The sequence below is a fragment of the Guptibacillus sedimenti genome, from assembly GCF_028610665.1.
Taxonomy (GTDB): Bacteria; Bacillota; Bacilli; order Bacillales; family Guptibacillaceae; genus Guptibacillus; species Guptibacillus sedimenti.
In genome coordinates, this window is the sequence record NZ_JAQQWV010000002.1 from 169,422 (window position 1) to 192,119 (window position 22,698).

The 22,698-nt window shown below is 40.0% G+C and carries 25 protein-coding genes; 15 read left to right on the forward strand and 10 right to left on the reverse strand.

Annotation, left to right across the window (positions count from 1 at the left end; genetic code table 11):
• Nucleotides 1-33: 33 nt before the first annotated feature.
• The gene (locus PQ578_RS09090; RefSeq protein WP_273833694.1) at nucleotides 34-1,551 is read right to left on the reverse strand and encodes an esterase/lipase family protein; all 1,518 of its coding nucleotides are present in this window, start codon (nucleotides 1,549-1,551) and stop codon (nucleotides 34-36) included.
• A gap of 248 nt (nucleotides 1,552-1,799) precedes the next feature.
• The gene (locus PQ578_RS09095; protein ID WP_273833696.1) at nucleotides 1,800-3,614 is read right to left on the reverse strand and encodes an LTA synthase family protein; all 1,815 of its coding nucleotides are present in this window, start codon (nucleotides 3,612-3,614) and stop codon (nucleotides 1,800-1,802) included.
• A 170-nt stretch (nucleotides 3,615-3,784) separates the two neighbouring features.
• Between PQ578_RS09095 and PQ578_RS09100 the strand changes: the two genes are divergently transcribed.
• The 7 genes from PQ578_RS09100 to PQ578_RS09130 all read left to right on the forward strand — a co-directional run bounded on the left by PQ578_RS09100 (nucleotide 3,785) and on the right by PQ578_RS09130 (nucleotide 9,628).
• Nucleotides 3,785-4,876, forward strand: coding sequence for a hypothetical protein (locus tag PQ578_RS09100; RefSeq protein ID WP_273833697.1), 1,092 nt, complete (start codon nucleotides 3,785-3,787; stop codon nucleotides 4,874-4,876).
• A gap of 78 nt (nucleotides 4,877-4,954) precedes the next feature.
• On the forward strand, nucleotides 4,955-5,401 hold the full coding sequence (locus PQ578_RS09105) for a DUF4385 domain-containing protein (protein WP_273833699.1): 447 nt from the start codon (nucleotides 4,955-4,957) through the stop codon (nucleotides 5,399-5,401).
• Nucleotides 5,402-5,727: 326 nt separating this feature from the next.
• Nucleotides 5,728-6,981, forward strand: a complete 1,254-nt coding sequence (locus PQ578_RS09110) for an MDR family MFS transporter (RefSeq protein WP_273833701.1) — start codon at nucleotides 5,728-5,730, stop codon at nucleotides 6,979-6,981.
• Nucleotides 6,982-7,083: 102 nt separating this feature from the next.
• The gene (locus PQ578_RS09115; protein WP_273833703.1) at nucleotides 7,084-7,401 is read left to right on the forward strand and encodes an ArsR/SmtB family transcription factor; all 318 of its coding nucleotides are present in this window, start codon (nucleotides 7,084-7,086) and stop codon (nucleotides 7,399-7,401) included.
• 124 nt (nucleotides 7,402-7,525) lie between these two features.
• Nucleotides 7,526-8,077 (forward strand): NAD(P)H-dependent oxidoreductase, encoded by a 552-nt coding sequence (locus PQ578_RS09120; protein ID WP_166000410.1) that lies wholly within the window; start codon nucleotides 7,526-7,528, stop codon nucleotides 8,075-8,077.
• Nucleotides 8,078-8,191: 114 nt separating this feature from the next.
• On the forward strand, nucleotides 8,192-8,908 hold the full coding sequence (locus PQ578_RS09125) for a RibD family protein (RefSeq protein WP_273833706.1): 717 nt from the start codon (nucleotides 8,192-8,194) through the stop codon (nucleotides 8,906-8,908).
• 132 nt (nucleotides 8,909-9,040) lie between these two features.
• Nucleotides 9,041-9,628 (forward strand): LURP-one-related/scramblase family protein, encoded by a 588-nt coding sequence (locus PQ578_RS09130; protein ID WP_273833708.1) that lies wholly within the window; start codon nucleotides 9,041-9,043, stop codon nucleotides 9,626-9,628.
• Between the two features lie 259 nt (nucleotides 9,629-9,887).
• Here the strand turns inward: PQ578_RS09130 and PQ578_RS09135 are convergent, their stop codons facing one another.
• Nucleotides 9,888-10,613, reverse strand: a complete 726-nt coding sequence (locus PQ578_RS09135; protein ID WP_098445673.1) for a Bax inhibitor-1/YccA family protein — start codon at nucleotides 10,611-10,613, stop codon at nucleotides 9,888-9,890.
• A gap of 75 nt (nucleotides 10,614-10,688) precedes the next feature.
• Nucleotides 10,689-11,144 (reverse strand): GNAT family N-acetyltransferase, encoded by a 456-nt coding sequence (locus tag PQ578_RS09140; RefSeq protein WP_273833710.1) that lies wholly within the window; start codon nucleotides 11,142-11,144, stop codon nucleotides 10,689-10,691.
• Between the two features lie 416 nt (nucleotides 11,145-11,560).
• Between PQ578_RS09140 and PQ578_RS09145 the strand changes: the two genes are divergently transcribed.
• Nucleotides 11,561-12,010 (forward strand): CBO0543 family protein, encoded by a 450-nt coding sequence (locus tag PQ578_RS09145; protein WP_273833713.1) that lies wholly within the window; start codon nucleotides 11,561-11,563, stop codon nucleotides 12,008-12,010.
• Nucleotides 12,011-12,068: 58 nt separating this feature from the next.
• Here the strand turns inward: PQ578_RS09145 and PQ578_RS09150 are convergent, their stop codons facing one another.
• Nucleotides 12,069-13,256 carry a cytochrome P450 family protein gene (locus PQ578_RS09150; protein WP_273833715.1) on the reverse strand — a complete coding sequence of 396 codons (1,188 nt, stop codon included), beginning with the start codon at nucleotides 13,254-13,256 and terminating at the stop codon, nucleotides 12,069-12,071.
• 253 nt (nucleotides 13,257-13,509) lie between these two features.
• Here PQ578_RS09150 and PQ578_RS09155 point away from each other — a divergent pair, with 253 nt between their 5' ends.
• From PQ578_RS09155 to PQ578_RS09165, 3 genes are all read left to right on the forward strand, one after another.
• On the forward strand, nucleotides 13,510-14,346 hold the full coding sequence (locus PQ578_RS09155) for a formate/nitrite transporter family protein (protein ID WP_273833717.1): 837 nt from the start codon (nucleotides 13,510-13,512) through the stop codon (nucleotides 14,344-14,346).
• 108 nt (nucleotides 14,347-14,454) lie between these two features.
• Nucleotides 14,455-14,655, forward strand: a complete 201-nt coding sequence (locus tag PQ578_RS09160; RefSeq protein WP_166000429.1) for a hypothetical protein — start codon at nucleotides 14,455-14,457, stop codon at nucleotides 14,653-14,655.
• A gap of 145 nt (nucleotides 14,656-14,800) precedes the next feature.
• A complete protein-coding gene (locus PQ578_RS09165) occupies nucleotides 14,801-15,304 on the forward strand; it encodes a GNAT family N-acetyltransferase (RefSeq protein ID WP_273833719.1) in 504 nt (167 codons plus the stop codon).
• Nucleotides 15,305-15,327: 23 nt separating this feature from the next.
• Here the strand turns inward: PQ578_RS09165 and PQ578_RS09170 are convergent, their stop codons facing one another.
• Both PQ578_RS09170 and PQ578_RS09175 read right to left on the reverse strand, forming a co-directional pair.
• Entirely contained in the window at nucleotides 15,328-16,113 is a 786-nt protein-coding gene (locus PQ578_RS09170; protein WP_273833720.1) for a glucose-1-dehydrogenase, read from the reverse strand.
• A 17-nt stretch (nucleotides 16,114-16,130) separates the two neighbouring features.
• On the reverse strand, nucleotides 16,131-16,991 hold the full coding sequence (locus PQ578_RS09175) for a GRP family sugar transporter (protein ID WP_273833722.1): 861 nt from the start codon (nucleotides 16,989-16,991) through the stop codon (nucleotides 16,131-16,133).
• Between the two features lie 207 nt (nucleotides 16,992-17,198).
• Between PQ578_RS09175 and PQ578_RS09180 the strand changes: the two genes are divergently transcribed.
• From PQ578_RS09180 to PQ578_RS09190, 3 genes are all read left to right on the forward strand, one after another.
• Complete coding sequence (locus tag PQ578_RS09180) at nucleotides 17,199-18,446, forward strand: ATP-binding protein (protein ID WP_273833724.1); 1,248 nt, start codon at nucleotides 17,199-17,201, stop codon at nucleotides 18,444-18,446.
• Between the two features lie 73 nt (nucleotides 18,447-18,519).
• Entirely contained in the window at nucleotides 18,520-18,723 is a 204-nt protein-coding gene (locus PQ578_RS09185; protein WP_098442597.1) for a PspC domain-containing protein, read from the forward strand.
• 378 nt (nucleotides 18,724-19,101) lie between these two features.
• Nucleotides 19,102-19,455: a DUF2200 domain-containing protein gene (locus PQ578_RS09190; protein ID WP_273833725.1), complete on the forward strand. Its 354-nt coding sequence runs from the start codon at nucleotides 19,102-19,104 to the stop codon at nucleotides 19,453-19,455.
• An 89-nt stretch (nucleotides 19,456-19,544) separates the two neighbouring features.
• Here the strand turns inward: PQ578_RS09190 and PQ578_RS09195 are convergent, their stop codons facing one another.
• The 3 genes from PQ578_RS09195 to PQ578_RS09205 all read right to left on the reverse strand — a co-directional run bounded on the left by PQ578_RS09195 (nucleotide 19,545) and on the right by PQ578_RS09205 (nucleotide 21,473).
• Nucleotides 19,545-19,805 carry a GlsB/YeaQ/YmgE family stress response membrane protein gene (locus PQ578_RS09195; RefSeq protein WP_166001938.1) on the reverse strand — a complete coding sequence of 87 codons (261 nt, stop codon included), beginning with the start codon at nucleotides 19,803-19,805 and terminating at the stop codon, nucleotides 19,545-19,547.
• A gap of 251 nt (nucleotides 19,806-20,056) precedes the next feature.
• A complete protein-coding gene (locus tag PQ578_RS09200) occupies nucleotides 20,057-20,902 on the reverse strand; it encodes an STAS domain-containing protein (RefSeq protein WP_273833727.1) in 846 nt (281 codons plus the stop codon).
• A 292-nt stretch (nucleotides 20,903-21,194) separates the two neighbouring features.
• Nucleotides 21,195-21,473 carry an RNA polymerase sigma factor gene (locus PQ578_RS09205; protein WP_273833729.1) on the reverse strand — a complete coding sequence of 93 codons (279 nt, stop codon included), beginning with the start codon at nucleotides 21,471-21,473 and terminating at the stop codon, nucleotides 21,195-21,197.
• Between the two features lie 428 nt (nucleotides 21,474-21,901).
• Between PQ578_RS09205 and PQ578_RS09210 the strand changes: the two genes are divergently transcribed.
• A complete protein-coding gene (locus PQ578_RS09210) occupies nucleotides 21,902-22,678 on the forward strand; it encodes an SDR family oxidoreductase (RefSeq protein ID WP_273833731.1) in 777 nt (258 codons plus the stop codon).
• Nucleotides 22,679-22,698 lie beyond the last annotated feature (20 nt).

Below are 22,698 nucleotides of genomic sequence, written 5' to 3' on the forward strand. Positions count from 1 at the left end.
GAACGCCGGATTCGTCCGGCGTTCTTTCTTTAGTTAAGGCTGATAAACCTTTCCATTGGCATCCATATAAACGGTGTGAAGAATTGTTCGCTCAAACGATGCGCCGTTCGTCGTTTTACCGTTTACATCAAGCATAATGTGGTAAACTCCTTCTCCAGCATGTTTAATTGGAAAGGATTTTAGTGAGTTGAATTCTTCTTGTGAGACTTTCTTTTGCTTGGTTTTTCCGTTTTGACTATATTCAATTAGAATCGAGCCTTCAATGGATTTCTGATCAATCTTTGCGCTATTTACTTGAAGCTTCACTTCTTTCGAGTTACTCATCTCCATCTGTAAGTCCTCGTTTAGTTCACTTTCATAAGCAACCTGCATGAGATAACTTTCTTTCTTAGACTGTTTCACCTTTAGTTTCCATGTACCTGGGGTCGGGGTGTTCACTTTCATTTGGTGATGAAACGCTCCTTCAAACATGCCGTTATCTTGGGAAGTGTTTGTTGCCGTATATGTTTTTTGATCAGGTCCTTGAAGGGTAATCACAGAATCTTTGTTTTGGCTCATCCAATCAATGTTGATACTTTTTGTGTTTGGTTCGATTTGTATCCTTTCTATTTTGGTCCCGTTAAATTCGCCGCCTCTAATGAGAACGCTGGCTACTTCTGGTTGGGCAGTTTCAGTTTCTTGTAATGCATTGAGCGGGGCGAAGGCAGGGGCTGACTGGGTTAAATAAGGTTCGAATAAGTTGAGCGTAGCGCTTCCTGTTCGAATAGAAGAATGATCCCAATTGCCAACGCGAATCTCATTTCCATAAGGGAGTCTGGAACTGTTTACAGTAACCGCTCCGTCATTGGGACCATACGGCCTCAAGTACAATCCACCCCAGTAGAGCACGCCGCCAAAGCTACCCCAGCTCGTTCCCCCAAATGTATAATAAGGCGTGGCGGAAATAGTCGGTTTCGAATCGGTTACTGAGCGGAAGTAGCTCATGTAGCCAGTCTGAAGTGAATAAGTGGCGTCATTTCGATTCCCAATAATGGCAGCTAGCCACCCAGCCCAGCTACTATGGGCAAGATCGGCAAGCTGAGATCCTTTATGTGGTGTGGAAAGGGTAATCACTTTATCAACATACTGCTGGGCATTTGCGTGAACGATTGCAGCCTGTGCATCCACTCCGCCTTTACTGTGCGTCACAAGAATGACTTTCTTCCCAAAGTAAGCGTTTATCTCTTTTAGTTTGCTAGCAAGCAGCTGTCCGTTATCCCACATGTTTTCTGTCGGATATAAATCAATGTAAGCCGTTTGGTAGTTCTTGCTGTATGTAAGTTCGTCCATGTCGTTTTGGTCAATCCATGTCTTTGAGGAGCTGTTTAGACCATGTACAAATACGAGTGGAAGGGAGCCAGATTTAACGGACGTGGGTTCATCTCCAATGTACCATTCGCCGGGGGTTCCGGTTGCATCACCTTTTCCGATAATACCGGCTTGTGCATCCTGGGCAAAGGGGGGAGCAAGTAGGAACGTCAACACCAATAGCGACACCAACCATTTCTTCATAAAACCCTCCTATTTGAAATGAGTTTTATACCTCCTCAACTATAAGAATATTCTGTCTATTAATCAAGGAACCATTTCACTAACTTTCTTAGTTGGAGAATAGGTCTATCGAACGGTAACCGCCGTTAATTCGACGGGTTTCTCTGAAGTTCTTAATTGTGCTTCTTCTCTCTCAAAAAAGCTATGTCAAAGGTACTATAAGCCACAAAAAAACGATCCAGACCTTAAAATGTCTGAACCGCAGTTTTTTACTCGTTTATTTTTTCAAGACCATTCTTTTCAATAATCGCATCAGAAAGGCGAAGTTGCTCTGCTACCTTCTCAATTTGATCTTCACATTTATCAAACGCTACTTTCTTTTCACTAGAAACGTTATAGCACGTGCCGTTTCCAGCTTCTTCTGTTAAATCAGCTTCGTAATAATAATCGTTATAGCGGAAAGACCCATCTCGAAATGCAGTTAAATTGGATTCGTCATCGAGAAGAGAGTTTCCCATCATATACGGCATATCCATATTTAACATATCTAGAATCGTTGGAGCGATGTCGATTTGCCCACCGTTTTCTTTTACCACCTGTCCACTACTGTCATTCGGTTGCTTTATAAAAAGAGGTACCTGACGATCAAGTTCAAAAGCATCTACAGCACTTTCAACATTTGCTTCTTTTCTCATTTCACTGCCTTCGTTCGTTAGGCCGCTATCATGGTCACCGTAAAAAATGATAAGGGAGTCTTCCCACATTCCTTTCTGTTTTAACTCATCAATCATTATTCCTACAGCCTGATCGACATAATAGACCGTTTGATAATATCGTTTTAACATTGAATCCTCATATCCTGATAAATCAAATTCTCTCTCATCTTTAGGTATCTCATAAGGCGTATGGCTCGTTAAAGCCACCATGAAAGAAAAGTAAGGTTCTTTTAACGTTTCCATATGTTCAATCGATGTAGTGAGAAAGTTTTTATCGTTCAAAGCCATGCCAATTTTTTTCTTGTTCGGATAGTCTTTGTTGCTAAAGAAGTGATTGAATCCAATGTTCTCATACACTTTATCTCGATTCCAGAAGCCTTTGTCATACGCATGCATGGCCGCTGTATCATAGCCATGTTCTTTAAGTAACTGCGGTAATGACCCGAATTCATTTTCTGGAAAACGTGTATAAACGGAGCCGGATTTCAATGGATAGAGCGACGTATTTGTTATAAATTCAGCATCAGACGTTCTTCCTTCATGCGTTTGATGATAGAATGAAGAGAAGTATAGCGTTTCTTCTTTTAACTGATTTAAATTGGGAGTAAGCTCTTTGCCGTTGATTTTCTGTCCAATGAGTGACCCTTGGAACGATTCCAATTGAATCAAAAGGATATTTGGTTTCTTATGAGAACGTTCTGTGTTTTCTGAAGCATTTTTCTCGAGCATTTTTTGCTGTGTTGCGGTTAAATCATCATCAGACTCAATGGCTCTGATCACTCCTCTCCAAAGGTCAACGCCGTGATAGCCCCAAAAGCCAAGCTGGTAATAATCACGCATATCTGAAATAGAGTGGGTCACAAGCCACTTGTCATCTTTAACAGCGCTATAGGTAAGCGGTGTCGCAAACAGAACGATCCCGATGAGAAATGTAACGCCTGCCGTTATTTTCCGTTTCTTCTTCGTTACTTCATACGTCTTCTTTCTCGTGAAGAAGAGTATCAAAAGAAAAATTACCACATCAGCGAAAAGGAAAAAGTCTTGAAAACGGATGAGCGCCATAAATCCACCGCCCACATCGCTCATCTGAAGCATCTGAGAAAGAAGAGAAACAGAGAGCATATCTTCAAAGTAACGGTAGTACCAGAGATCGGATATTAAAAGAAGACTATGTAAAAACAAAAGCGTGAGCCATATCCATCGACGTTTTTTCCATTGAATGAGAAGTGTCCAGCTTGATAAAAGTAACATACCGGCAAGGTTCATGAGGAGAAACTGCAATGGAAATGCCGTATTGGTATAGAAGCTAAATAGCACAAATTTTAGAATGGCTAAAAGTAAATAGATAGCATAACCGAAAAATATCATGGGATCCTCCTAACGTCAGTCATTATTGTCGACTATTCTTTACCCTTAAATGCACAGCGAGGAACGTTGGAATGTGTTAAATGTGTATTTTTTCCAACAAGTGTAAAGTGTCTGCGTTTTTTTGGAAATCCTTCATTATAATAGAAAGTAATAAGACGGGAGGGGATCACATGACACTTTCTTTACCGTTACAGGATATCGCGTGGAAACGGATCGTATTCTTTCTGTTTGTTATCATTGTGCCGAATTATCTTGTGATGCAAACGCAAGTTGTTGGCCCTATTGATGATCGTGTGGGTATTGGAACGGCCCTAGACCTTGGCGTCATTTTACCATTGTTACTCTATTTCTTTGGGTTTCGAAAAAGAGTTTCATGGATTCTGTTGTGTGGTTTTATATTCTGTGGCGTGTTGCTTGCCAATTGGATGATTCCTTCACATGCGGACGCTCACCTTACTTATTTCAACACTATGGTTGTTGTTCTTGAAATAGGTGTCATCGCTTTTGAACTCGTTCTTTTTCTTGTCATTCTTAAAAGGATCCCCTCATTAATTAAAAACTATCAATTGGAGAAGACGATTCATCATCATTTTCTTCTAAGCTTTTCACGAGCGATCCAACAAACGTTTACCTTTCAAAACAAACGACTAAATAAATTTGGTTTTTTATTACGATTAGTAGCGACGGATCTTGCCGCTATTTACTATTGTTTATTTAGCTGGAGAAAGAAAAGGCAAGCAAACGTTGAACATGTAAATTCATTTACGTTCCATAAAGATGGAGGTTACCTTGGCGTATTTTACATGCTAGTTCATGCCATGGTCATCGAGATAATTGCCGTTCACATGATGGTTGCACAGTACAGTCATGTAGCGGCCTGGATCGTGACATTTTTTGATCTTTATGCACTCCTATTTATTATCTCAGATTACCAGGCGATTCGATTATCTCCTGTTATCCTTAGTGAAAAAGGCATTCATTTTCAAAAGGGCATTCGGCAATATGGATTTATCGAGTGGAATGCTGTAAAAGCAATATCAGAAAACAAGAAATCTCCTGAAGAAGTGAAGCTGGATCGAGCAAGTGTTGAGTTTGCGCTTCACGGACTTGAAAGAGAACAGGCTCCATTCGTGATTGAACTGAATCGAGCGGTGGAAATGAATCAGGCTTTTGGCTTTAAAAAAAGCATTGAGCATGTGTATGTGAAAGTGGATAAGCCTTATGCGTTTTGTGATAAGGTTAATTACTATCTAGGAATGTGAAAGAAGAGAGTTAAACGAACTTGCATTGTTTACAGTAAGGAACATACTGGGAATACCCTCCAGAAAGGAGTGGTATCGATGGCTTTTAATTATGACCTCGATTTTGACAACATTAACTTTCGAGAGCAGCCTGAAAAGTACCGCGTTGGTCGCGGGGAGCAGGGTGTTCTCATGGTAGAACCATATAAAAGTGAAATCCTCCCACACTGGCGTTTTAAAACACCTGATATCGCGAAAGAATCGTCAGAGAAAATTTATCAACTGTTTCGCGAGTACCAGGAAAACGATGATTTCGTAGGGATGGACATGGCTCGTAAATTTATTCAGATGGGTTATACAAGAGCTCGTCGCTATGCGAATTATAAAGGTGGCAAGAAATACGATAGCGACGGTGATGTGAATGAGCGGGTTATTGATGAGGAAAAAGCCGAATCAGCGAGGATTTTTGAAGAGAAGTGGAAGATTGTCCGGACAGATGAAGCTTATTTAGAAAAGAAGAAGGAGCACCAGAAGAAGTATGGGTGATTGCCACGTTTATAACGGTTTCGCGGAATTAAGTTAACGATCGCGGAAAAAACGTTGGAATTCGCGGAATTAATGGGAAAAGCGCGGAATTAATTTGATTTTCGCGGAATTCTCGACGAATAGGAAGTTCTTTTAGTTAACTCAGCTCATGGCGGCTGAGTTTTTGCTATGTTTGAGCCACTTTCTTAAAGGATTTTCATTCTTATATTGTCTCAATATGGAAAATAAGGTATTGTATATGGAAATATCTGAAAAGGGAGGGTTCCATCTATTAAAATGAATCGCCTACATTATATGGCGCGTACATAGAATAGGAGAGACAGAAAATGAGATTTAGAGATTTTCACAAGAACATTAAAATACGTCTAATTGAAAACTTTATAAGTCGCTTTATCGGAAGTATGATTTTTCCGTTTATGTCAATTTACTTAGCGGTCCATTTTGGAGCAAAGGTCGCAGGGCTTCTTTTGTTAGTGAATGTGTTTATCGGAATCGGCATTAACTTTCTTGGCGGTTATTTCGCAGACCAATTTGGTCGAAAGAAAGTGATGCTGTTTGCGGAAACACTTCGTTTCCTCGCCTTTTTAACAATGATGATCTGCAATTCACCTTGGTTTGAATCAGCAGCGATCACCTTTGCGATGATGACCGTGAACAGTATTTGTTGGGGACTGGCGGGTCCAGCGAACCAGGCAATGCTGATTGATGTTAGCACACCGCCACAGCGAAAACTCATGTATTCAATCTCGTATTGGGCAAATAACCTTTCGATCGCCGTTGGTGGAATACTTGGCGCGTTCCTATTTAAAGATTACTTATTTGAACTTTTCCTTTCTCTTAGTATTGCAGCGGCAATTACAGCATTCCTAGTTGCCTTCTTCATTGATGAAAGTCATAAGCCAGTGATTGAAGAGCTGAAACCTGCTCAACACGTGATGCAATTATTATCCACTTATAAACGAGTGTTTCAGGATCGGTTATTTGTGCTCTTTACGATCGCAGGCGTTCTTATTCTTTCCATGGAATTTCAGCTAACAAACTACATAGGTATTCGCCTTAGTGAGGAAATGCCAACGCAGCAATTTCTACTGTGGGAGTTCGATGGCGTTCAAACGATGGGGTTCTTAAGAAGTGAGAATACGATAATGGTTGTTATTCTTATGTTGTTTGTTACTAGAATTCCGCATTCACTAAAAGATAAATCGGTCCTCGTTTGGAGCTGTTTCTTCTTTACAATCGGATACGGTGTTCTGGCGTATTCCAATAGCTTAACGCTACTTTTTCTAATGATGGCGGTACTAACAATTGGAGAAGTTTTCCGCGTCCCTGTTGAACAATCGTATATGGCAGCCATTCCACCGGACGATGCAAGGAGTTCCTACATGGCGTTTGGAGGATTAAAGTTTAACCTGTCGATGCTCGTTGCATCCGTAACGGTTTCACTTGGTGCAGTCTTTTCTTCGATGCTGATGGCGATCGTGATTACGAGTATTGGTTTAATTGGCACGCTCATCTTTTTCATGATTTCTCCTGAATTAGATGCAAGAAAGGAACAGGCGGAATTAAGACAAGCAGGTTAAAGAAGGAAGGAAATAACTTTGAATGTCGTTTATTAACAGGCAGAGCAGTTAAAGCAAGAAGTATCTGTTGCATTCAAAAAGGATTAGTACTAAAATTTAAGTATGAAAATACCATACCAACCACCAATTGAAAGTATAACGTATACAAAAGTTCTTCAAGCTTTGAGTGAACCAAATAGGGTTAAAATTATTCGCTGTTTAAGTGACAGTGGGGAGAATAATTGTACAGCTTATACAATTAAACTTATGCTTCCAAAATCCACCGTCTCTCATCATATAAAAGTATTAAGAGAGGCTGGATTAATTCAAGCGAGAATCCAAGGAAAAGAGCATTTTTACTCCTTGCGTAAGAATGAGATTAATGAAAAATTCCCTGGGTTATTAGATTCTGTAACCCAAGTACATGAAGCGGATATCTAGAGAGAGCCATTAAATGGTTCTCTTTTTTTAGGCTTAAATGATTGCTTTTTATAGATCGGGTTGTTATTATAGAAAACAGTTCGATGGTTTTCGAACTATAAAACTATTTTATGGAGGCAATAGAATGAATAACATCCTCGTAATAAATGCACATGAATACTATCCTTTTGCAAAAGGACAGTTAAATCAAACACTATTCGATGAGATTGTGACGAAATTATCAAGTAAATATGAAGTGAAGACCACTGTTATCCAAGATGGTTATGACGTTAAAACCGAGCAAGAAAAATTTAAGTGGGCAGATGTTGTCGTATTTCAAACACCAATTTACTGGTTTAGCGTCCCTGGAGCTACAAAAAAATATATGGATGAAGTATATGAGCATGGAGTATTCTTTGGTGGACCTGGAGAATACGGTGATGGTGGATTAATGACTGGAACAAAATACATGTTCTCAACAACTTGGAACGCTCCTGAAGATACCTATAGTAATCCAGACAAGTTCTTTAAAGGAAAAGATTTAGAGGAAGCAATCGATCATCTACACAATACACAGAAATTTGTGGGGATGGAACCATTGAAAAGTTTTGGAGCGCATGATGTGATTAAAAATCCAAATGTTGATAAATATCTAGATGATCTTCATAAACATTTAAAGGAAGTTTTTGGAGTTTAATAAATGATAGAATGTTATCTTGATGAAAGGGACTGTTTTATGACAGTCTCTTTTTTTGCTTCTATTTTAGGCTGATTGAAAAAACACTGACATTCATTTCCTGGAAAATTTATAATGGAATTAATCGAACCAAAGGAGATGATGAGGCTGAAAAGACCTGAAGTGGTAATCAACGTATTTGCTTCAATGGATGGAAGAATGACGACAGCGCCAGGACATAATGTGATGGAATGGACGTCATACGGTGTGGACGGTATGGCGAATGATGAAGCTCATAAACGATACGATGAATTAAATTGTGATGCGCTCGTATCAGGAAGTGAAAGTTTAATTGTGTGGAGTTCAGATTGGGTAGAGCTTGAGAATCCAATTACGACGCCACAGAAATCGAAAGCATATATTGTTTTTGATGGGAGAGGCCGAATGGATTGGGCGCAAACAGAGGGACTAATCGTTGTCACAAAAGAGAATGTGAGTCAGGCCTACATTGAGCAGCTAGACACGAAGGGCATTACATACATTAAAGCAGGTGATGGAGAAAAAATCGATATTGAACTTGCTCTTGAACAACTTTATGAACAAGGGTTTAGGCGCCTTGGCATCAGTGGAGGCGGAACGATCAATGGCGCTTTCTTAAGAGCAGGTGTTGTGGATGAAATTAGCGTTGTCCTTGCACCGTTAGCGATAGGAGGAAAGACGACCCCAACAATCTTTGACGGTGAGAATTTGGAGTCCATTCAACAAGCTGTTCCACTTCAACTGGTGAAGGCAAAGCCCATCGGTGATGCTGTTTGGCTTTATTATCATGTGAAAAAGCAGGTCATGAGCTAAAAACGTACTAATTCAAGTCCTCGAAGTAAATTCGAGGATTTTTTTATTAAGACCTTTAGAGAAAAATTAAATAGTGGTAACATATGTAAAAGATTCAATTGAAAAATTGTTAAGTTAGAAAGGAGGTTACCGATGCTTTCTAACTACTCTTATTTACGTATGAAAGAAGAATCCATTCTGAAAAGTCAAAGCAGAGAATACAGCCTTTATGCGGAGGAGCGTTTTATAGGTAGGATTGAAGAAATGAAAACGTCAATAGAGTTAAAGAATCAACTATTGAAATGGATCAATCTGCATGCGGTGGCGAGTAAGCATTTTTACGTGAGTGATGTTAACGGAAAAGTGGTTGCTCAACTTAAAAAAACCAGAGGTTTCAATAAGGACGTAGAAGTATTTGAAGCTGATGGTAGATTACTTGCGATTCTAAAGCAAAAGTTAGGAATGAAAACTCAGACCATTTCGGCTCAGCTACCTGAAGGAAAGTCTTACATAAAAGCGGTTGGAGAAAATGGTTCCTTCCACTTAACCGTTAAAGATGAAGTAACGATAAAAGTAATAGCCTCCATTCAAAAAAAGTCGACTCGATCAGCAACAAAAAAAGAGTCCTTGTTTTCTAGTGGGGAGTACCACATTCAACATATCAAACCTCCCAATCAAGTAGAGCAAATTATCCTGATCGGAATGGCAGTAGTATTAAATGATCAATTACATCATGCTTGAATTTTTCTGTGAATTTAGGGTTGAATTGGAGATTTTCTCATGACCAAAACAAAATGGATATTGGTGCTTTTAGCAGCAATGGACATGCTTCTGATTGCAAAGCGTTTAAATCCAATAAAAAAAGAGACCCTCATTCTTCGTTTATTAGAATAAGCCTCCGTCTTCCTTCTACTGATTGGGTAGTTATTTACTAATGATTCTCGATAAAGCATAGAAAAAAGCCACTTCCTAATTCAACTTAGGAGGTGGCTTTCGTTCGTTATCGTCTTAACTTCTGTAGCAAATGAAGAATCTCAATATACAACCATACGAGCGTCACCATGAGTCCGAACGCACCGTACCATTCGAGGTGCTTTGGGGCTCCGCGATTTGCGCCATTTTCGATAAAGTCGAAATCTAGCACGAGGTTGAGCGCTGCGATCGCGACAATGAACAAGCTAATGCCGATTCCAACAAGTCCGTTTGAGTGCAAGTAAGGAACGTTGGCATTTAAGAAAAGGTTGAGGCCGAGATCAATGATGTATACGACGAAAATCGCAAGCGTAGCGGAAACGATCATTAATCGGAAGTTCTTTGTTACCTTAATAATTCGAGCGGCATATAAGAAGAGCAGTACGCCCATAACGGAAAAGGTAAGAGCGGCGGCCTGAATCACGATACCGGGGTAGCGTGATTCTAAAATAGCTGATATCCCACCAATCGCAAAGCCTTCAAGCGTTGCATAGATCGGGCCAGTAATTGGGGCAGCACGATGAAAGAAGGTGGTGATGAGGGCGAAAATCAATCCACCGATTGCGCCAATCACCATCATCGTGTACACATCTTCTCCTTGCGCATAGCGATACCATGTATAAATGGAGGAACCAAGCAGGAAGAGAAAGAGGAAGAATGTTTTCGCAACAGTTCCTCCAATCGTCATTGCTTCTCCTTGATCACGCGTTCTGTTAAATGTGTTGTTCTTTAAAACGGGATTTCCGCTTCGCATCATATAAACTTCATCCTTTTTTAAGTAATAGGTCTATCTTAATAAGTATGTTCCCACTTTTGATTCTAACCTAACTTACGATGAAGCGTTTTGAAAAGTTTCAGGTAGTTTTTTCCTCATCAGAACATGGGGGATGCCGTCCTCCATAAAAACGTCTGAACGAGTTTCGTAGCCAAGCTTATGATAAAAACCTTCTGCTTGAACTTGACCATGCAGTTTCACGTTCGTTATTCCTTTCTTGATCGCGAGCTCTTCAAGCTTATGTACGATTAGATTGCCGATTCCGAGTTTACGATGTGAAGCGAGAATACAAATGCGTTCAAATTTCCCTTCGCCCTCTACAATCCGCCATCTAGCTGTACCAACGGCTTTTTCTTCATCTAAAACGAGAATATGTTCGGCCGTATCGAGCGTATCAAATTCATCGTACTCTTCATCCTCAGGTGTTCCTTGTTCATCGATAAAAACGTCTTTTCGAATACGAAAAGCTTCCTCTAAAGCTTCTTTTGTTTCAATTCTGACTGCGATCATGATTCTTGTGCCTCCTTGATGGATCAGTTCTATAGATTGAGTATAATCATTCAGGGCTCTCTCTGTAAATGTATGAGCATTTGAATGAAATGAGATAGGGGGTAGAGAAGTTTTTTTATGAATAGCTCTTTTCGTAGATATTGTTGCTTTTAGATAAGTGGTTAATCTCCGCTCCTACCCGCTTTCCGCGGGGCGGGCGGTGAGCCTCCTCGTCGCTTTCGCTCCTGTGGGGTCTCACCTGTCCCGCTAGTCCCGCAGGAGTCGAGCATCCTTCCGCTACAATTAGCGAAGTGTGGTTTTTTATTCAATAATTAATTCAAAAGCAACAATCTATTAGAAAAGAGCCTTATGAATAAAACGCATCGTGTATAATTACAGCGAGATTCGTGCATTCCTTATATAAGGAGTGAGCGAAAATGGCTTTTAACTTTGTTGCGGCGTTTCTAATTCCGTGGATTGCTGGCATTTATCTCGTGAAAAAGGATGTTCGGCTTTTTCTTTTAATTGCCCCTTTTGCCGCGTTTGTGGCGGTTATTTTTGATGTGCTCGGTTTTCACTTTGGGTTTTGGCAGATTGATCCTGAATATGAAACGGAAGCCATTGCAGCAATGCCAATGTATTTTGGCATATATCCGATTTTAGCAGGGTATTTGTTCCTAACCGTCCAACGTCTTCGCTTTCATCCGTTGGTCGTTATCCTTTTCTTCTCACTGATCACAACAATCATTGAAGGAACCGGGGTTTGGATTGATCTTGTACACTACGCCAACGGTTGGACTATTTACTGGACCTTTGTTTCCTACTTAGTTGCCTATGTGGTGTGTTATGGTTACTATCTATTATTAAAAAAATATGTACCTCTATAGAAAAAAAGCAAAGCCCTTCTTCATTTATTGGAAGGGCTTTGCTACTTGGTAAAATGAATTAAAGCTTAACTTTAAGTTCCTGTAGTCCACGTAGTAAAAACATATTGCGCCATTTCGGATCTTCAGCCAGCTGAATGGAAGGAAAGGCTTGAAGTAACTTTTGATAAGCAATTTTCCCTTCCAATCTAGCAAGAGGAGCGCCGAGACAGAAATGTATGCCATATCCAAATGCAATGTGTGGATTTGGTTTGCGGGTAATATCGAACTGGTTAGGGTTCTCAAATTTTTTCTCATCGCGGTTGGCAGATGAAATTGACGCGAGAACCATATCACCTTTTCTAAGCTGAACTCCTTTAAATTCAAAATCCTCTTCAGCCCAGCGAGCGGTTGAGAAATCAACGGGACTATAATACCGAAGCGCCTCTTCAATTGCTCCCTCTATTAAAGAAAAATCATGTTGCAGTAGCTCTAGCTGATCAGGATGTTCGAAGAGGGCAAGCATGCCATTTCCAATTAAGTTCACTGTCGTTTCATGACCGGCAATAATCAATAGAAAGACCATTGAATAAAGCTCGTCTGAACTTAATTTCTCCCCATCTTCTTCGTGTTTAATGAGATTGGAAATTAAATCATCTTGAGGGTCAGCTTTTCTTTTTTCAAAAAGAGTGGTGAGGTATTCGGTAAACTCACGAACATCGTTCATAAATTCACCTTCCATGTTATCGGAAGCAGAAACGATGGAGTTTGACCACTTTCTAAATTTATCTCGGTCTTCCGTTGGAACGCCAAGCAATTCAGAGATAACAATAATAGGTAATGGAAACGCAAAATCGTCGATTAAATCAGCGCTGTTTTTTTGTTTCATCTCATCAATTAATTGATCAGCAATCGCTTCAATCCGAGGAGCGAGTTCCTTGATTGCTTTTGGGTTAAAACCAGGTTGTACCAGTTTGCGTAAACGCGTATGGTCGGGAGGATCGACATCGAGCATCATATGATGAAAAATCTTCGTTTCAAGTGGCTCTTCTTCGCTACGAGCACTCTTTGAAAAAAGTTTTGATTGATCTTTAATAAAGGAAGGACGTTTTAGTAATGCAAGGACATCGTCATAAGTCGTAACGAGCCAAGTGTTGTTTCCGTTTGAGCTTCCAATGGAAGTAATAGGCTCTTCTTTACGCAAATTTTCATAGAATTCATATGCGCCTTCTTTAAAGTTTGATTGGTAAACAGTTTCAACAGATTGCATGCGATGTTCCTCCTTTAATAGTCATAACCAAATGTAACTGACTGGTCAGTCAACACACTTAGTATAGAGGAAAAGGAAATGTTTCTCAACAAACAGTATGAATTGTCACACTTTACTTGGATTTCAAAGTGATGTCGTTTTCATTATGACAAAACCGAAACAAGTAAACAGGAAGCCTTGTTGAGGAAAGGTGGCAGTCTTACAATAATGATAGATAATGTGAAGTATTGAACATGTGAATGGAGATGAGGAGATGGAGAAAGAAACAATCGAGAAGATTTGTACGTATGCCATTTCGAAGAGAGATTTGTTAAAGGCGAGTATGCCTCATTACTTGCTTCGCGCGATGTTAGCGGGAGCTTATATTGGGTTTGCCTTAGTGTTAAGCTTTACGGTTGGCCAGTTTTTCTATGAAGTTCATTCACCAGCTACCTATGTCATGACGGCGCTGTTTTTTGGGATCGCTTTTATCCTCATTGTGTATGGGGGAGGGGAACTGTTTACATCGAATACAATGTATCTAACCATTAGCACTCTAAAAAAAGTAACGTCCTGGAAAGAAACATTTCTCATTTGGATGACGTGCTATGGTGGGAATTTCCTTGGTATTCTACTATTTACGCTATTGCTTTACTTTAGCGGTGTTTTTAAAACTAATGGAGTGGATCATTTACTAGTAACGGTTGCAGAAAAGAAAGTGACACTTCCAACTTCTTACTTGTTTTTTAGAGCTATTTTTGCCAATTGGCTCGTGTGCTTAGCGGTGTGGTTACCGCTACGTGTGAAGGGAGATACTGCCAAGATCATTATTATGATGCTTCTTGTTTTCACCTTTTTTACATCTGGGTACGAACACAGCATAGCGAATCTCGCCGTTTTTCTTATTTCATATACTTCTCCCCATTCTGAACTGATCAACGTAGCCGGATTTATGCATAACCTTATTCCCGTTACCCTTGGTAATATCGTAGGAGGAGGATTCTTTGTAGGTGTACTGTTTTTCTTCTTGAACGAACCTATAAAAAGGAAAGAAATCCAGTCAAATCCAGTTTTAATCGCTTCCACAAAAGTTTTTAATAATAAATTGTAAAAATTCAGTTTTTCTTGTTGGAACGTGACAATAAGAGTGGTAGGTTTAAGTATAAGGGAGAGATGCTCCTCTCTACTCTCATCCAGGAGAGGAAGTGGCCGACGCTCGATGAGTCAACAGCTATTAAGCAAATACACAAAAGTCTTGTATCAAGCAATGGTAGCCATTCAATTCATTAAGCAGCATCAGGAAAAGGCATGTGACATACGACAAATTTCCATACTGACAGGCTTTTCAGAAGAAGCCATATTGGAGGCGATGGAATTTGGGGAATATGAACAGCATAATCGGCACGGAAAAGCTCTTTAACAAACGATCAGGATGAGGAAGAGAGTGAGCGTCCTCCTAATGGAAGGAATGTTTTCTGTCGAAGCGTATAAGCTAATGGAAGGGGGAGTTACTATCAGAAATTGATTGTAACTCTTTTTTTGATGCGGAAGAGGTGAAAGAATAAATGACAACGCACATCCTTTCGACAGAACGACTCGTTTTACGAAAAATGATATCGGAAGACGTGGATTCCCTTCTTGAAATTTTCTCAGATAAAGAAGTGATGAAGTACTATCCGTCCTGTAAAAATCGAAATGATACCGTGATGTGGATCGAGTGGACATTACATCATTACAGAATCTATGGTTTTGGAATGTGGATCGTTGAAGACAAAGGAAGTGGTCAGGTTCTAGGACAGTGTGGCCTTGTTCTACAAAAATTAGTTCACGGTGTTGAAGTGGAGCTCGGTTACCTTTTTGCCAAACAGCACTGGGGAAAAGGGTATGCGACAGAAGCAGCTTTCGCATGTAAGAAATATGCCTTCAATGAGTTAGGGCTTTCCAAGCTTATTTCATTAATTGATCCACAAAATAAAGCTTCGCTCAAAGTAGCGAAGCGGATCGGCATGACATATGAGTGTACGGTTATAAAGTGGAATAAAGAGCTCGATCTATATGGTTGTCAATAAAGTAGGAAATAGCCTTGTTATACTTAGCCTCTCCCAGCCTGAAAAGCGGGATAAAGTTTCATTCCACCGTCGGCAAATAACGTAATGCCAGTCACATAGCTTGCTTCATCAGAGGCTAAAAAAGCAGCAATTGAAGCGATTTGAGCTGGCTCTCCGATTTCTTTCATTGGGATCATAGAGAGCACGTCTTTCTTTGTCTTAGGATCTGAAAATTTTTCTTCATTAATAGGCGTATTAATGGCTCCGGGACCAATGTTATTCACACGGATGCCGTATGGCGCATATTCAAGCGCAAGCGTCTGAGTAAGCATCTTCATCCCACCTTTGCTTGAAGCATAATGAACAAAGTGAGGCCATGGGACGACTTCATGAACGCTAGACATGTTGATAATCGATCCTTTAATTTGGTGCTCAATCATATAGTTAATCGCTTTTGTAGAGCCAAGAAACGTCCCGGAAAGATTAACCGATATCACTTGATTCCAATCATCTAGCGTCATTTCATGTGAAGGGATTTCTTTTTGAATGCCAGCATTGTTCATCATCACATTCAGCGTTCCATAACTCTTATGTGCAGCCGTAATTAACCTCTCAACGTCCGTTTCTTTTGAAACATCTGCTTGTACCGCTATTGCTTCTCCACCAGAGCGTTTGATTTCCTCCACAACTTTTAAAGCCTCTTCTTTTTTTGATAAATAATTTACGACAACTTTCATTCCTTCCTTACCAAAGCGAATCGCAATCGCTTTTCCAAGACCGGAAGCGGCACCGGTAACAATCGCCACTTTTCCATGTAACTCCTTATACATCAATTGTGCGAACCTCCTTATTTTTTCGTGAAGCCAAGCATGACGCCCCCAACGATAATCAGAATGGATCCGAGGATAACAAATATGAGTTGTTTTTTTGTTTTTCGTTCACCTAGTAAAAAAATTCCGCCAAGAGTCGAAATGATAATACCGGTTTGACTAAGCGAAAAGCTAGTCGCCGTCCCGACGCGAGGAATGGAGAGGAGAAGAGCAAGGTTTCCACTCGCCCACATGAGACCAGGTATCCCGTTTCGAAGCGTATATTTATTAAAGGGTTTATGATGAATACTTTGCAGGAGTGCGCCAACGACCATGCCAATGGCTTGGGGGAGAATAGCGGTCCAACCGTCAATCGAAAACCACCTGATGATTACCACGTAGCCGACATATCCCGCAGTTGAGAGAAGTAAGATCGTAAAACCTTTTGCTAAATCACTTTTTCCTTCCGCTTCCCCGTCTTCTGACTTCTCATAAGACGTGAAAATTACCCCGGCTACTATGAGAACCAGTGCCCCAATTCCGATCGTTAGCTTTGTCGTAGAAGACCACTCACCAAATGCAATAACTCCGAACAAAGAAGTACCGACAAGCTGAAGTCCAGTCGAAATGGGGAGTGTTTTTGATACGCCAAGAAAGGCGACAGCTTTGAATTGATTCATTTGCCCGACAGACCAAAATAAGCCTGATATAAAGCCAACGATTAAGGCGGTTGTTGTAAAATTGGGCGTTGTAAAAAAGTACACCACAATCGAAAAGAGAAGGGCACCAATAGTGGTACCAACAACCTGGTTGTAGGGTTCGCCGCCAAGCTTTGTGCTAACGAGTAGAATACTTCCCCACATGACTGCCGGAATGAGAGCAATTAGAATTTCGACCATGTAACCACCTGCTTATCTAGAAAAGGATGGGATAGCATTCTTAACGTCTCACTTTTTCAACAATTTTATCCGTTCTTTATAGGAGTAATCGACAAAATAAGTAATGGCAATAAAATACATGTGGGAAATAAAGAGGACTTCAGGCATAAGAAAAAGAATTTTTACTATGACTAACTTACTAATTTCAAAAGTGTGGTGATGCTTTCAATGCTACTGACAGCCAAAAATCTACTTCTAAATCTCTTGCTCGTTTTCGCCCCGCTAAGTATTATTCAAATTCTATACCTGCTGAAGCAAACAAATTTTTTGAAAAAATCATCCGGTTGGCTACTTACATTATTCCCTGGGGCAGCCATTATTTTGTGTATGGTTTATCCCGTTGTCGTGGATGATAATTTTATCCTAGATTTTAGAAGAATTCCGTTTATTCTCGGTGCACTATACGGGGGTAAGTGGGTCGCGTTTTCGTATCTCTTTCTCACACTTACTTATCGATTTACGTTAGGAGGTACGGGGTTTTATTCGACCTTGCTCTCTTTTACTCTTCTTACAATTGTTGCTTCCATTGTTTCCTCGAATTTTCTTAAATACAGTTTGAAGAAAAAACTTCTCGTTGCAGCAAGTATCGATTTGATGGTAGGTGTATCCTCTACAATCATTTCCTTAACATTCTTTGAAACGCAAATTTATACGTCTTCTTGGATTCTTTTTAATCTGACTAGTCTTTTAGGAGTGCTACTAGCCACGCTTGTCTATGAAGTTTTTCAAAATCAGTTTAAATTATTGCAGTCGGTGATGGAAGGTCAGAAGTTAGAAGTCGTCAGTCATCTAGCTGCTAGTATTTCTCACGAAGTTCGAAATCCATTAACCGTTAGTCGAGGGTTTCTTCAGTTAATTGAAAGTGACCTTAAAAGCAAACAAACGAAAGAATATATGGAACTTGCGATAAATGAACTCGATCGAGCGACTGAAATCATTAATGATTATTTAACCTTCGCAAAACCGTTTCCTGAAGATGTAGAGGAAATTGATGTCGCAAGCGAAATCGCCTATAGTGTAAGTGTTATTACTCCTCTCGCTACGCTAAAAGATGTGACCATTACAACCAAAATCGACATGCCACCAACCATCATTCAATCAGAAAAGCGCAAATTTCAGCAGTGTTTGATGAACATTTTTAAAAATGCGATTGAGGCTATGTCTGACGGTGGGACGCTGTCTGTTGAAGTTGAAAGAGAGAAAACAAAATTAACCGTTAGCATATCAGATACGGGGGTTGGGATGACGGAAGAGCAGTTAAGTCGCATGGGCCAGCCTTTCTTCACAACAAAGGAAAAGGGAACAGGTCTTGGAATGATGGTTTCTCACAGCATCGTCCAAGCGATGAATGGGGAAATTATTTATGTAAGTACGCCGGGTGTGGGAACGACCGTGCATCTTGTGTTTGAACTATAAAAAATAAGGGGAAGTTGAAACTTTCTAGTAAGTAATTCGTAAACAATAGAAGAAACGAATGGAGGCTATTATTATGAAGAAATTTTATAAGTCCACAACGAACAAGCAGCTTTCAGGTGTTCTTGGAGGAGCAAGCGAAATCTTTAACATTGATGCAAGCATGCTAAGAATTGCTTATTTTGCTTTATCTCTCTTTACTTCAGGACTCTTTGTGCTCATCTATATTGCCGCAGCAATTATTTTGCCAACGGATAAGGAAGTACAAAATAATCAGTAAAGGTGTGTACGTAGGCTAATATGAAGAGGAATGGGTTTTACAATGTCGTTGCAATGGTTAGCTCCTTTTTTCTATTTTGTACAGGGCTAATCTCTTTATTTGGGTGGATGGTGTTATTCTCTACGCCAATTTCTGCAATCTTCGCAGTCACCGGTTTTTTCGGTGTTCTGACCAATAGCTGGCAGTTGAAGAAGTATATGAAACAGAGTAGTTCGTATAACTCGTAAATACACTTCATTTTATTATTGGCAGGATAAAAAAGAGCGATGTACTTCGATGCATCGCTCTTTTGTTTTGAACTATCGAATAAAAACTAATTTTATATGAATGATACAATTAAAAAACAGTAATCTTAAATTTGCGAAAGGAAGGATTCTCATGGCCAAACATAAGATCTATACAATGAGCGTCGCAAGCGTCTATCCACACTATGTTACAAAGGCGGAAAAAAAAGGACGTACCAAAACAGAAGTCAATGAAATTTTCTGTTGGTTGACAGGGTATAGCCAGAAAGAGCTAGAAACTCAGCTAGAAAACAAGGCAGACTTTGAGACCTTCTTTGCGGAAGCTCCTCAACTCAATCCTTCACGGACCTTGATTAAGGGTGTTGTCTGTGGTGTACGAGTGGAAGACATTGAAGAACCAACTATGCAGGAAATTCGCTATTTGGATAAGCTGATTGATGAGTTAGCAAAGGGAAAAGCGATGGAGAAGATTCTGCGGAAAGCATAAGGTCTAAAAATATAAAAAGCGCAATTCTCCATTGAAACTGCGCTTCTTTTCTTTTTGTCTCTAACAAAAAAATCGAATATTACACTTAACTAGGATTCACTTTTACTACGGGCTTTTCCCATAATAAAGCTCACGATTAACACCAAAATAATTGCTCCTATGATAGCGGGGATAATGTTGAATCCACCAATATCTGGTCCCCAGCTACCAAGGATAAGCGTACCTAGCCACGCACCAACAAATCCAGCAATGATATTTCCTATAATTCCACCCGGAACATCTCGACCTGTAATTGCACCAGCAAGCCAACCAATAATACCGCCAATGATTAAACTCCAAATAAATCCGATTGGAAACACCTCCTACATATAGAATCCTTCTGTATTGTTTTATCCTAAAAGTGTAATTCTATCCTTAACCATAAATTGCTCATTGAAAATCATCTATTTTTTTGTGCTTCAATAAATCGATTTCAGATGATTGCTCCTATCCTAACCATTGGTAGTTAGGATAATGTCATAATTAAATAGGAGAACTAAAAAACCGTATCTCATTCCCTGGGGGGATAAAGACACGGCTTTCATATACAAACACATAAGGTTTAATCTCTTGTTAACGTTGCTTCCGAAGAAATAGCCTGAGCAAGGTTAGATGTAATGCGTATTTCACCAAAATCAATTCCAAGCTGAACGGCCGTTTGCGCTATTTCAGGGCGAATACCGGATAAGGTTGCCGTTACTCCAATTAATTTGAGTCCTGTGATTAACTGGAATATTTGCTGCGCGACTCTTGTGTCAACAAGGTAGACCCCTGACAAATCAATGAAAAGGTGGTCAACTCGTTTCGTTGTACAGCCTTCTAACGTATTTTCAAAAATAGCTGTTGCTCGATCCGAATCAATGTCACCAACAAGTGGAAGAAGCGCCTTTCCATCTGGAAGGTCGATTAGCGGGGAGCTAAGTTCATTAATCGTTTGCTGCTGTTCCTCAATGCGAGCATTTAAATGCTTTGATTTTTCCTCTACGACACGCGTCATGACAACATCAATCGCTTCAATGATGGCGTATTTCCAGATATCAAGACTTTTTTGTGACACGAGGTCTTCCGTTATTTTGGAATACTCTTCGATAAAATCCATGTATTGTGCACGTACGCGCTGGAATTCTTTCATAATAAGATGAGTAGGCGTATTTAAGTGTTCAGGATCCCGTCCAATTTCTTGAACCCAATCATCAAATTCAGCAAAAAAAGCGCTTTTCTCCATTATGAATATTTTGCATAAGTGCTGATGAAACTCGAAATTTTGTGATTTTAATTCACGAATAACTTCAGGATCAGTTGAGGCATAGACGCCCGTTCCACTCTTGTCTAATGACGCATACCAATCTTCAGTTAGCTGTTCTGCTTTTGTTAATAGAAATTGATGAAGTTCTTTGTTACGTTGCATGCAAATATGCTCCTCTCGACACCTAAATTCGTTCTTGTTTTAGTAGTGTGTATCATTTCATCCACTCTTATATGCGTCCATGATGATGGCATCTTTTAGGTGGGAACAGTATAACAGCGACAGGATAGTCGATACCTTTACATATGTTATAAAACCATTATAACAACCTTTTACAAAATCCACGAACTTAATTACGTTTTTGAAAATAACAATTGTGTAACAGGCCGAAAGTTGAGAAGTAAAAAGGGGAGAAGACCCATTTTAAAAGAAGGAAAAATGACACCAGAACTGTTCAACCACGTGCTGAGGAAACGGTAGTAAAAGGAGATTTTGATAATGTAAGGCAGAGCTTTGTTATGGCAATAGAAAGGTGTTTTTCTTTGCTAAGGATACTCGGAGAAGACCAGATCGTGTGGAAAAGATGGGTAATGATTTGCTCATGATCGTTAGGGTCAGTGCCGGAATTTGTGAGTAGCCTTGAAAGGTGATGAATATACGTATCATACAATTCATTCAATGAGTTTTGATCTTTCTCGACTAGTCGTTGAATGATCTGCTTTTGAGTTTCCATGTCGTTTCTCCTTATTTTGTAAGTGGTAGTTTTTTCAATACCCTACCTTAATTATTTCAAACTAATAATTCTTGAATTAAAGGTATTTTCAGATGTAGAGAAATACAAAAATAAAATCGGGAATATGTGCCACTAACCTAAGAGACTGAATTTTCTTGCTTTTTAGAGTGTCGTATTGATATAGTTAAATTGGAGATGAGTTGAAAGGGGACTGTGAACATGTGTGGACAAATCCTGTAAACGTTGAACAATTGATTAGCCTATTAAGATGATGGGATAGGTCTGTCAATGTAACGAAGACAGGAGGTTCACCACGTTCATGATTGATTAAACGAACTTGGCAGATACCTGGAGAAGGTTCTGTCATTTTTTATGATCATCTCCTATCACGAGTGTGCGGGTGTTCCTTCATAAGGGAGGAAGAAAAGATGAATCAAGAGAGACGAATTGCGATTGTCACTGGTGCAAGCCGTCCGAAGGGGATAGGGGCTGCGCTTTGTCGTGAACTAGCTCGTGAAGGTTACAATCTATTTTTTACACATTTTTCACCATATGATTATAAAACGGGGTACAACGATGCTGAAGCGAACTGGGCCGAGGTATTTGAGAACGAGTTAAGAGACCATGGTGTGAGCGTGGAATCGATGGAACTGGATTTAAGCAAAAGCGATGCACCTGCTCAACTATTGGAACGCGTGTTAAAAATGGCAGGACGGCTTTCCATTCTAGTGAACAATGCCACCCATTGTGTAGAAATGAGTCATGAAGAATTAACCTCAGACGTTTTGGATGAGCATTATGCGGTAAATGTGAGAGGTACGTGCATGCTGTCGGTTGCGTTTGCAAAACAATTAAAAAAGGATGATCTCGGCGGACGGATTATCAATTTTGTTTCAGGTCAGGACAAAAGTCCTCAGCCGGGGAATCTTCCCTATATTACGACCAAAGGGGCGATCTCTGCTTTTACGACTTCGTTTGCAACCGAGGTCGCATCCGATGATATCACGGTCAATGCGATTGACCCCGGTCCGACGAATTCAGGGGCAATGGATCGAGCCACGCAGGACTTCTTAAAACCTAAGTTCCCTACCGGACGAATTGGAATGCCGGAAGATGCAGCACGGTTAGTGAGTTTCCTAGCGAGTGATGCAGCGAGCTGGATAACGGGGCAGATTATTCATTCAGACGGTGGCTTTCGAGATTAAGAGAAGAACTGAAAAAAGCG

What these genes read in the sequence shown, in the direction of transcription:
- PQ578_RS09105 (WP_273833699.1), top strand. Translation starts at nt 4,955, where the DNA reads ATGGCTTTTAATTATGACCTCGATTTTGACAACATTAACTTTCGAGAG.
- PQ578_RS09210 (WP_273833731.1), top strand. Translation starts at nt 21,902, where the DNA reads ATGAATCAAGAGAGACGAATTGCGATTGTCACTGGTGCAAGCCGTCCG.
- PQ578_RS09185 (WP_098442597.1), top strand. Translation starts at nt 18,520, where the DNA reads ATGAAGAAATTTTATAAGTCCACAACGAACAAGCAGCTTTCAGGTGTT.
- PQ578_RS09130 (WP_273833708.1), top strand. Translation starts at nt 9,041, where the DNA reads ATGCTTTCTAACTACTCTTATTTACGTATGAAAGAAGAATCCATTCTG.
- PQ578_RS09170 (WP_273833720.1), bottom strand. Translation starts at nt 16,113, where the DNA reads ATGTATAAGGAGTTACATGGAAAAGTGGCGATTGTTACCGGTGCCGCT.
- PQ578_RS09155 (WP_273833717.1), top strand. Translation starts at nt 13,510, where the DNA reads ATGGAGAAAGAAACAATCGAGAAGATTTGTACGTATGCCATTTCGAAG.
- PQ578_RS09115 (WP_273833703.1), top strand. Translation starts at nt 7,084, where the DNA reads ATGAAAATACCATACCAACCACCAATTGAAAGTATAACGTATACAAAA.
- PQ578_RS09160 (WP_166000429.1), top strand. Translation starts at nt 14,455, where the DNA reads ATGAGTCAACAGCTATTAAGCAAATACACAAAAGTCTTGTATCAAGCA.
- PQ578_RS09180 (WP_273833724.1), top strand. Translation starts at nt 17,199, where the DNA reads ATGCTACTGACAGCCAAAAATCTACTTCTAAATCTCTTGCTCGTTTTC.
- PQ578_RS09205 (WP_273833729.1), bottom strand. Translation starts at nt 21,473, where the DNA reads ATGGAAACTCAAAAGCAGATCATTCAACGACTAGTCGAGAAAGATCAA.
- PQ578_RS09190 (WP_273833725.1), top strand. Translation starts at nt 19,102, where the DNA reads ATGGCCAAACATAAGATCTATACAATGAGCGTCGCAAGCGTCTATCCA.
- PQ578_RS09120 (WP_166000410.1), top strand. Translation starts at nt 7,526, where the DNA reads ATGAATAACATCCTCGTAATAAATGCACATGAATACTATCCTTTTGCA.
- PQ578_RS09145 (WP_273833713.1), top strand. Translation starts at nt 11,561, where the DNA reads ATGGCTTTTAACTTTGTTGCGGCGTTTCTAATTCCGTGGATTGCTGGC.
- PQ578_RS09125 (WP_273833706.1), top strand. Translation starts at nt 8,192, where the DNA reads ATGGAATTAATCGAACCAAAGGAGATGATGAGGCTGAAAAGACCTGAA.
- PQ578_RS09090 (WP_273833694.1), bottom strand. Translation starts at nt 1,551, where the DNA reads ATGAAGAAATGGTTGGTGTCGCTATTGGTGTTGACGTTCCTACTTGCT.
- PQ578_RS09165 (WP_273833719.1), top strand. Translation starts at nt 14,801, where the DNA reads ATGACAACGCACATCCTTTCGACAGAACGACTCGTTTTACGAAAAATG.
- PQ578_RS09200 (WP_273833727.1), bottom strand. Translation starts at nt 20,902, where the DNA reads ATGCAACGTAACAAAGAACTTCATCAATTTCTATTAACAAAAGCAGAA.
- PQ578_RS09140 (WP_273833710.1), bottom strand. Translation starts at nt 11,144, where the DNA reads ATGATCGCAGTCAGAATTGAAACAAAAGAAGCTTTAGAGGAAGCTTTT.
- PQ578_RS09135 (WP_098445673.1), bottom strand. Translation starts at nt 10,613, where the DNA reads ATGCGAAGCGGAAATCCCGTTTTAAAGAACAACACATTTAACAGAACG.
- PQ578_RS09095 (WP_273833696.1), bottom strand. Translation starts at nt 3,614, where the DNA reads ATGATATTTTTCGGTTATGCTATCTATTTACTTTTAGCCATTCTAAAA.
- PQ578_RS09175 (WP_273833722.1), bottom strand. Translation starts at nt 16,991, where the DNA reads ATGGTCGAAATTCTAATTGCTCTCATTCCGGCAGTCATGTGGGGAAGT.
- PQ578_RS09110 (WP_273833701.1), top strand. Translation starts at nt 5,728, where the DNA reads ATGAGATTTAGAGATTTTCACAAGAACATTAAAATACGTCTAATTGAA.
- PQ578_RS09100 (WP_273833697.1), top strand. Translation starts at nt 3,785, where the DNA reads ATGACACTTTCTTTACCGTTACAGGATATCGCGTGGAAACGGATCGTA.
- PQ578_RS09150 (WP_273833715.1), bottom strand. Translation starts at nt 13,256, where the DNA reads ATGCAATCTGTTGAAACTGTTTACCAATCAAACTTTAAAGAAGGCGCA.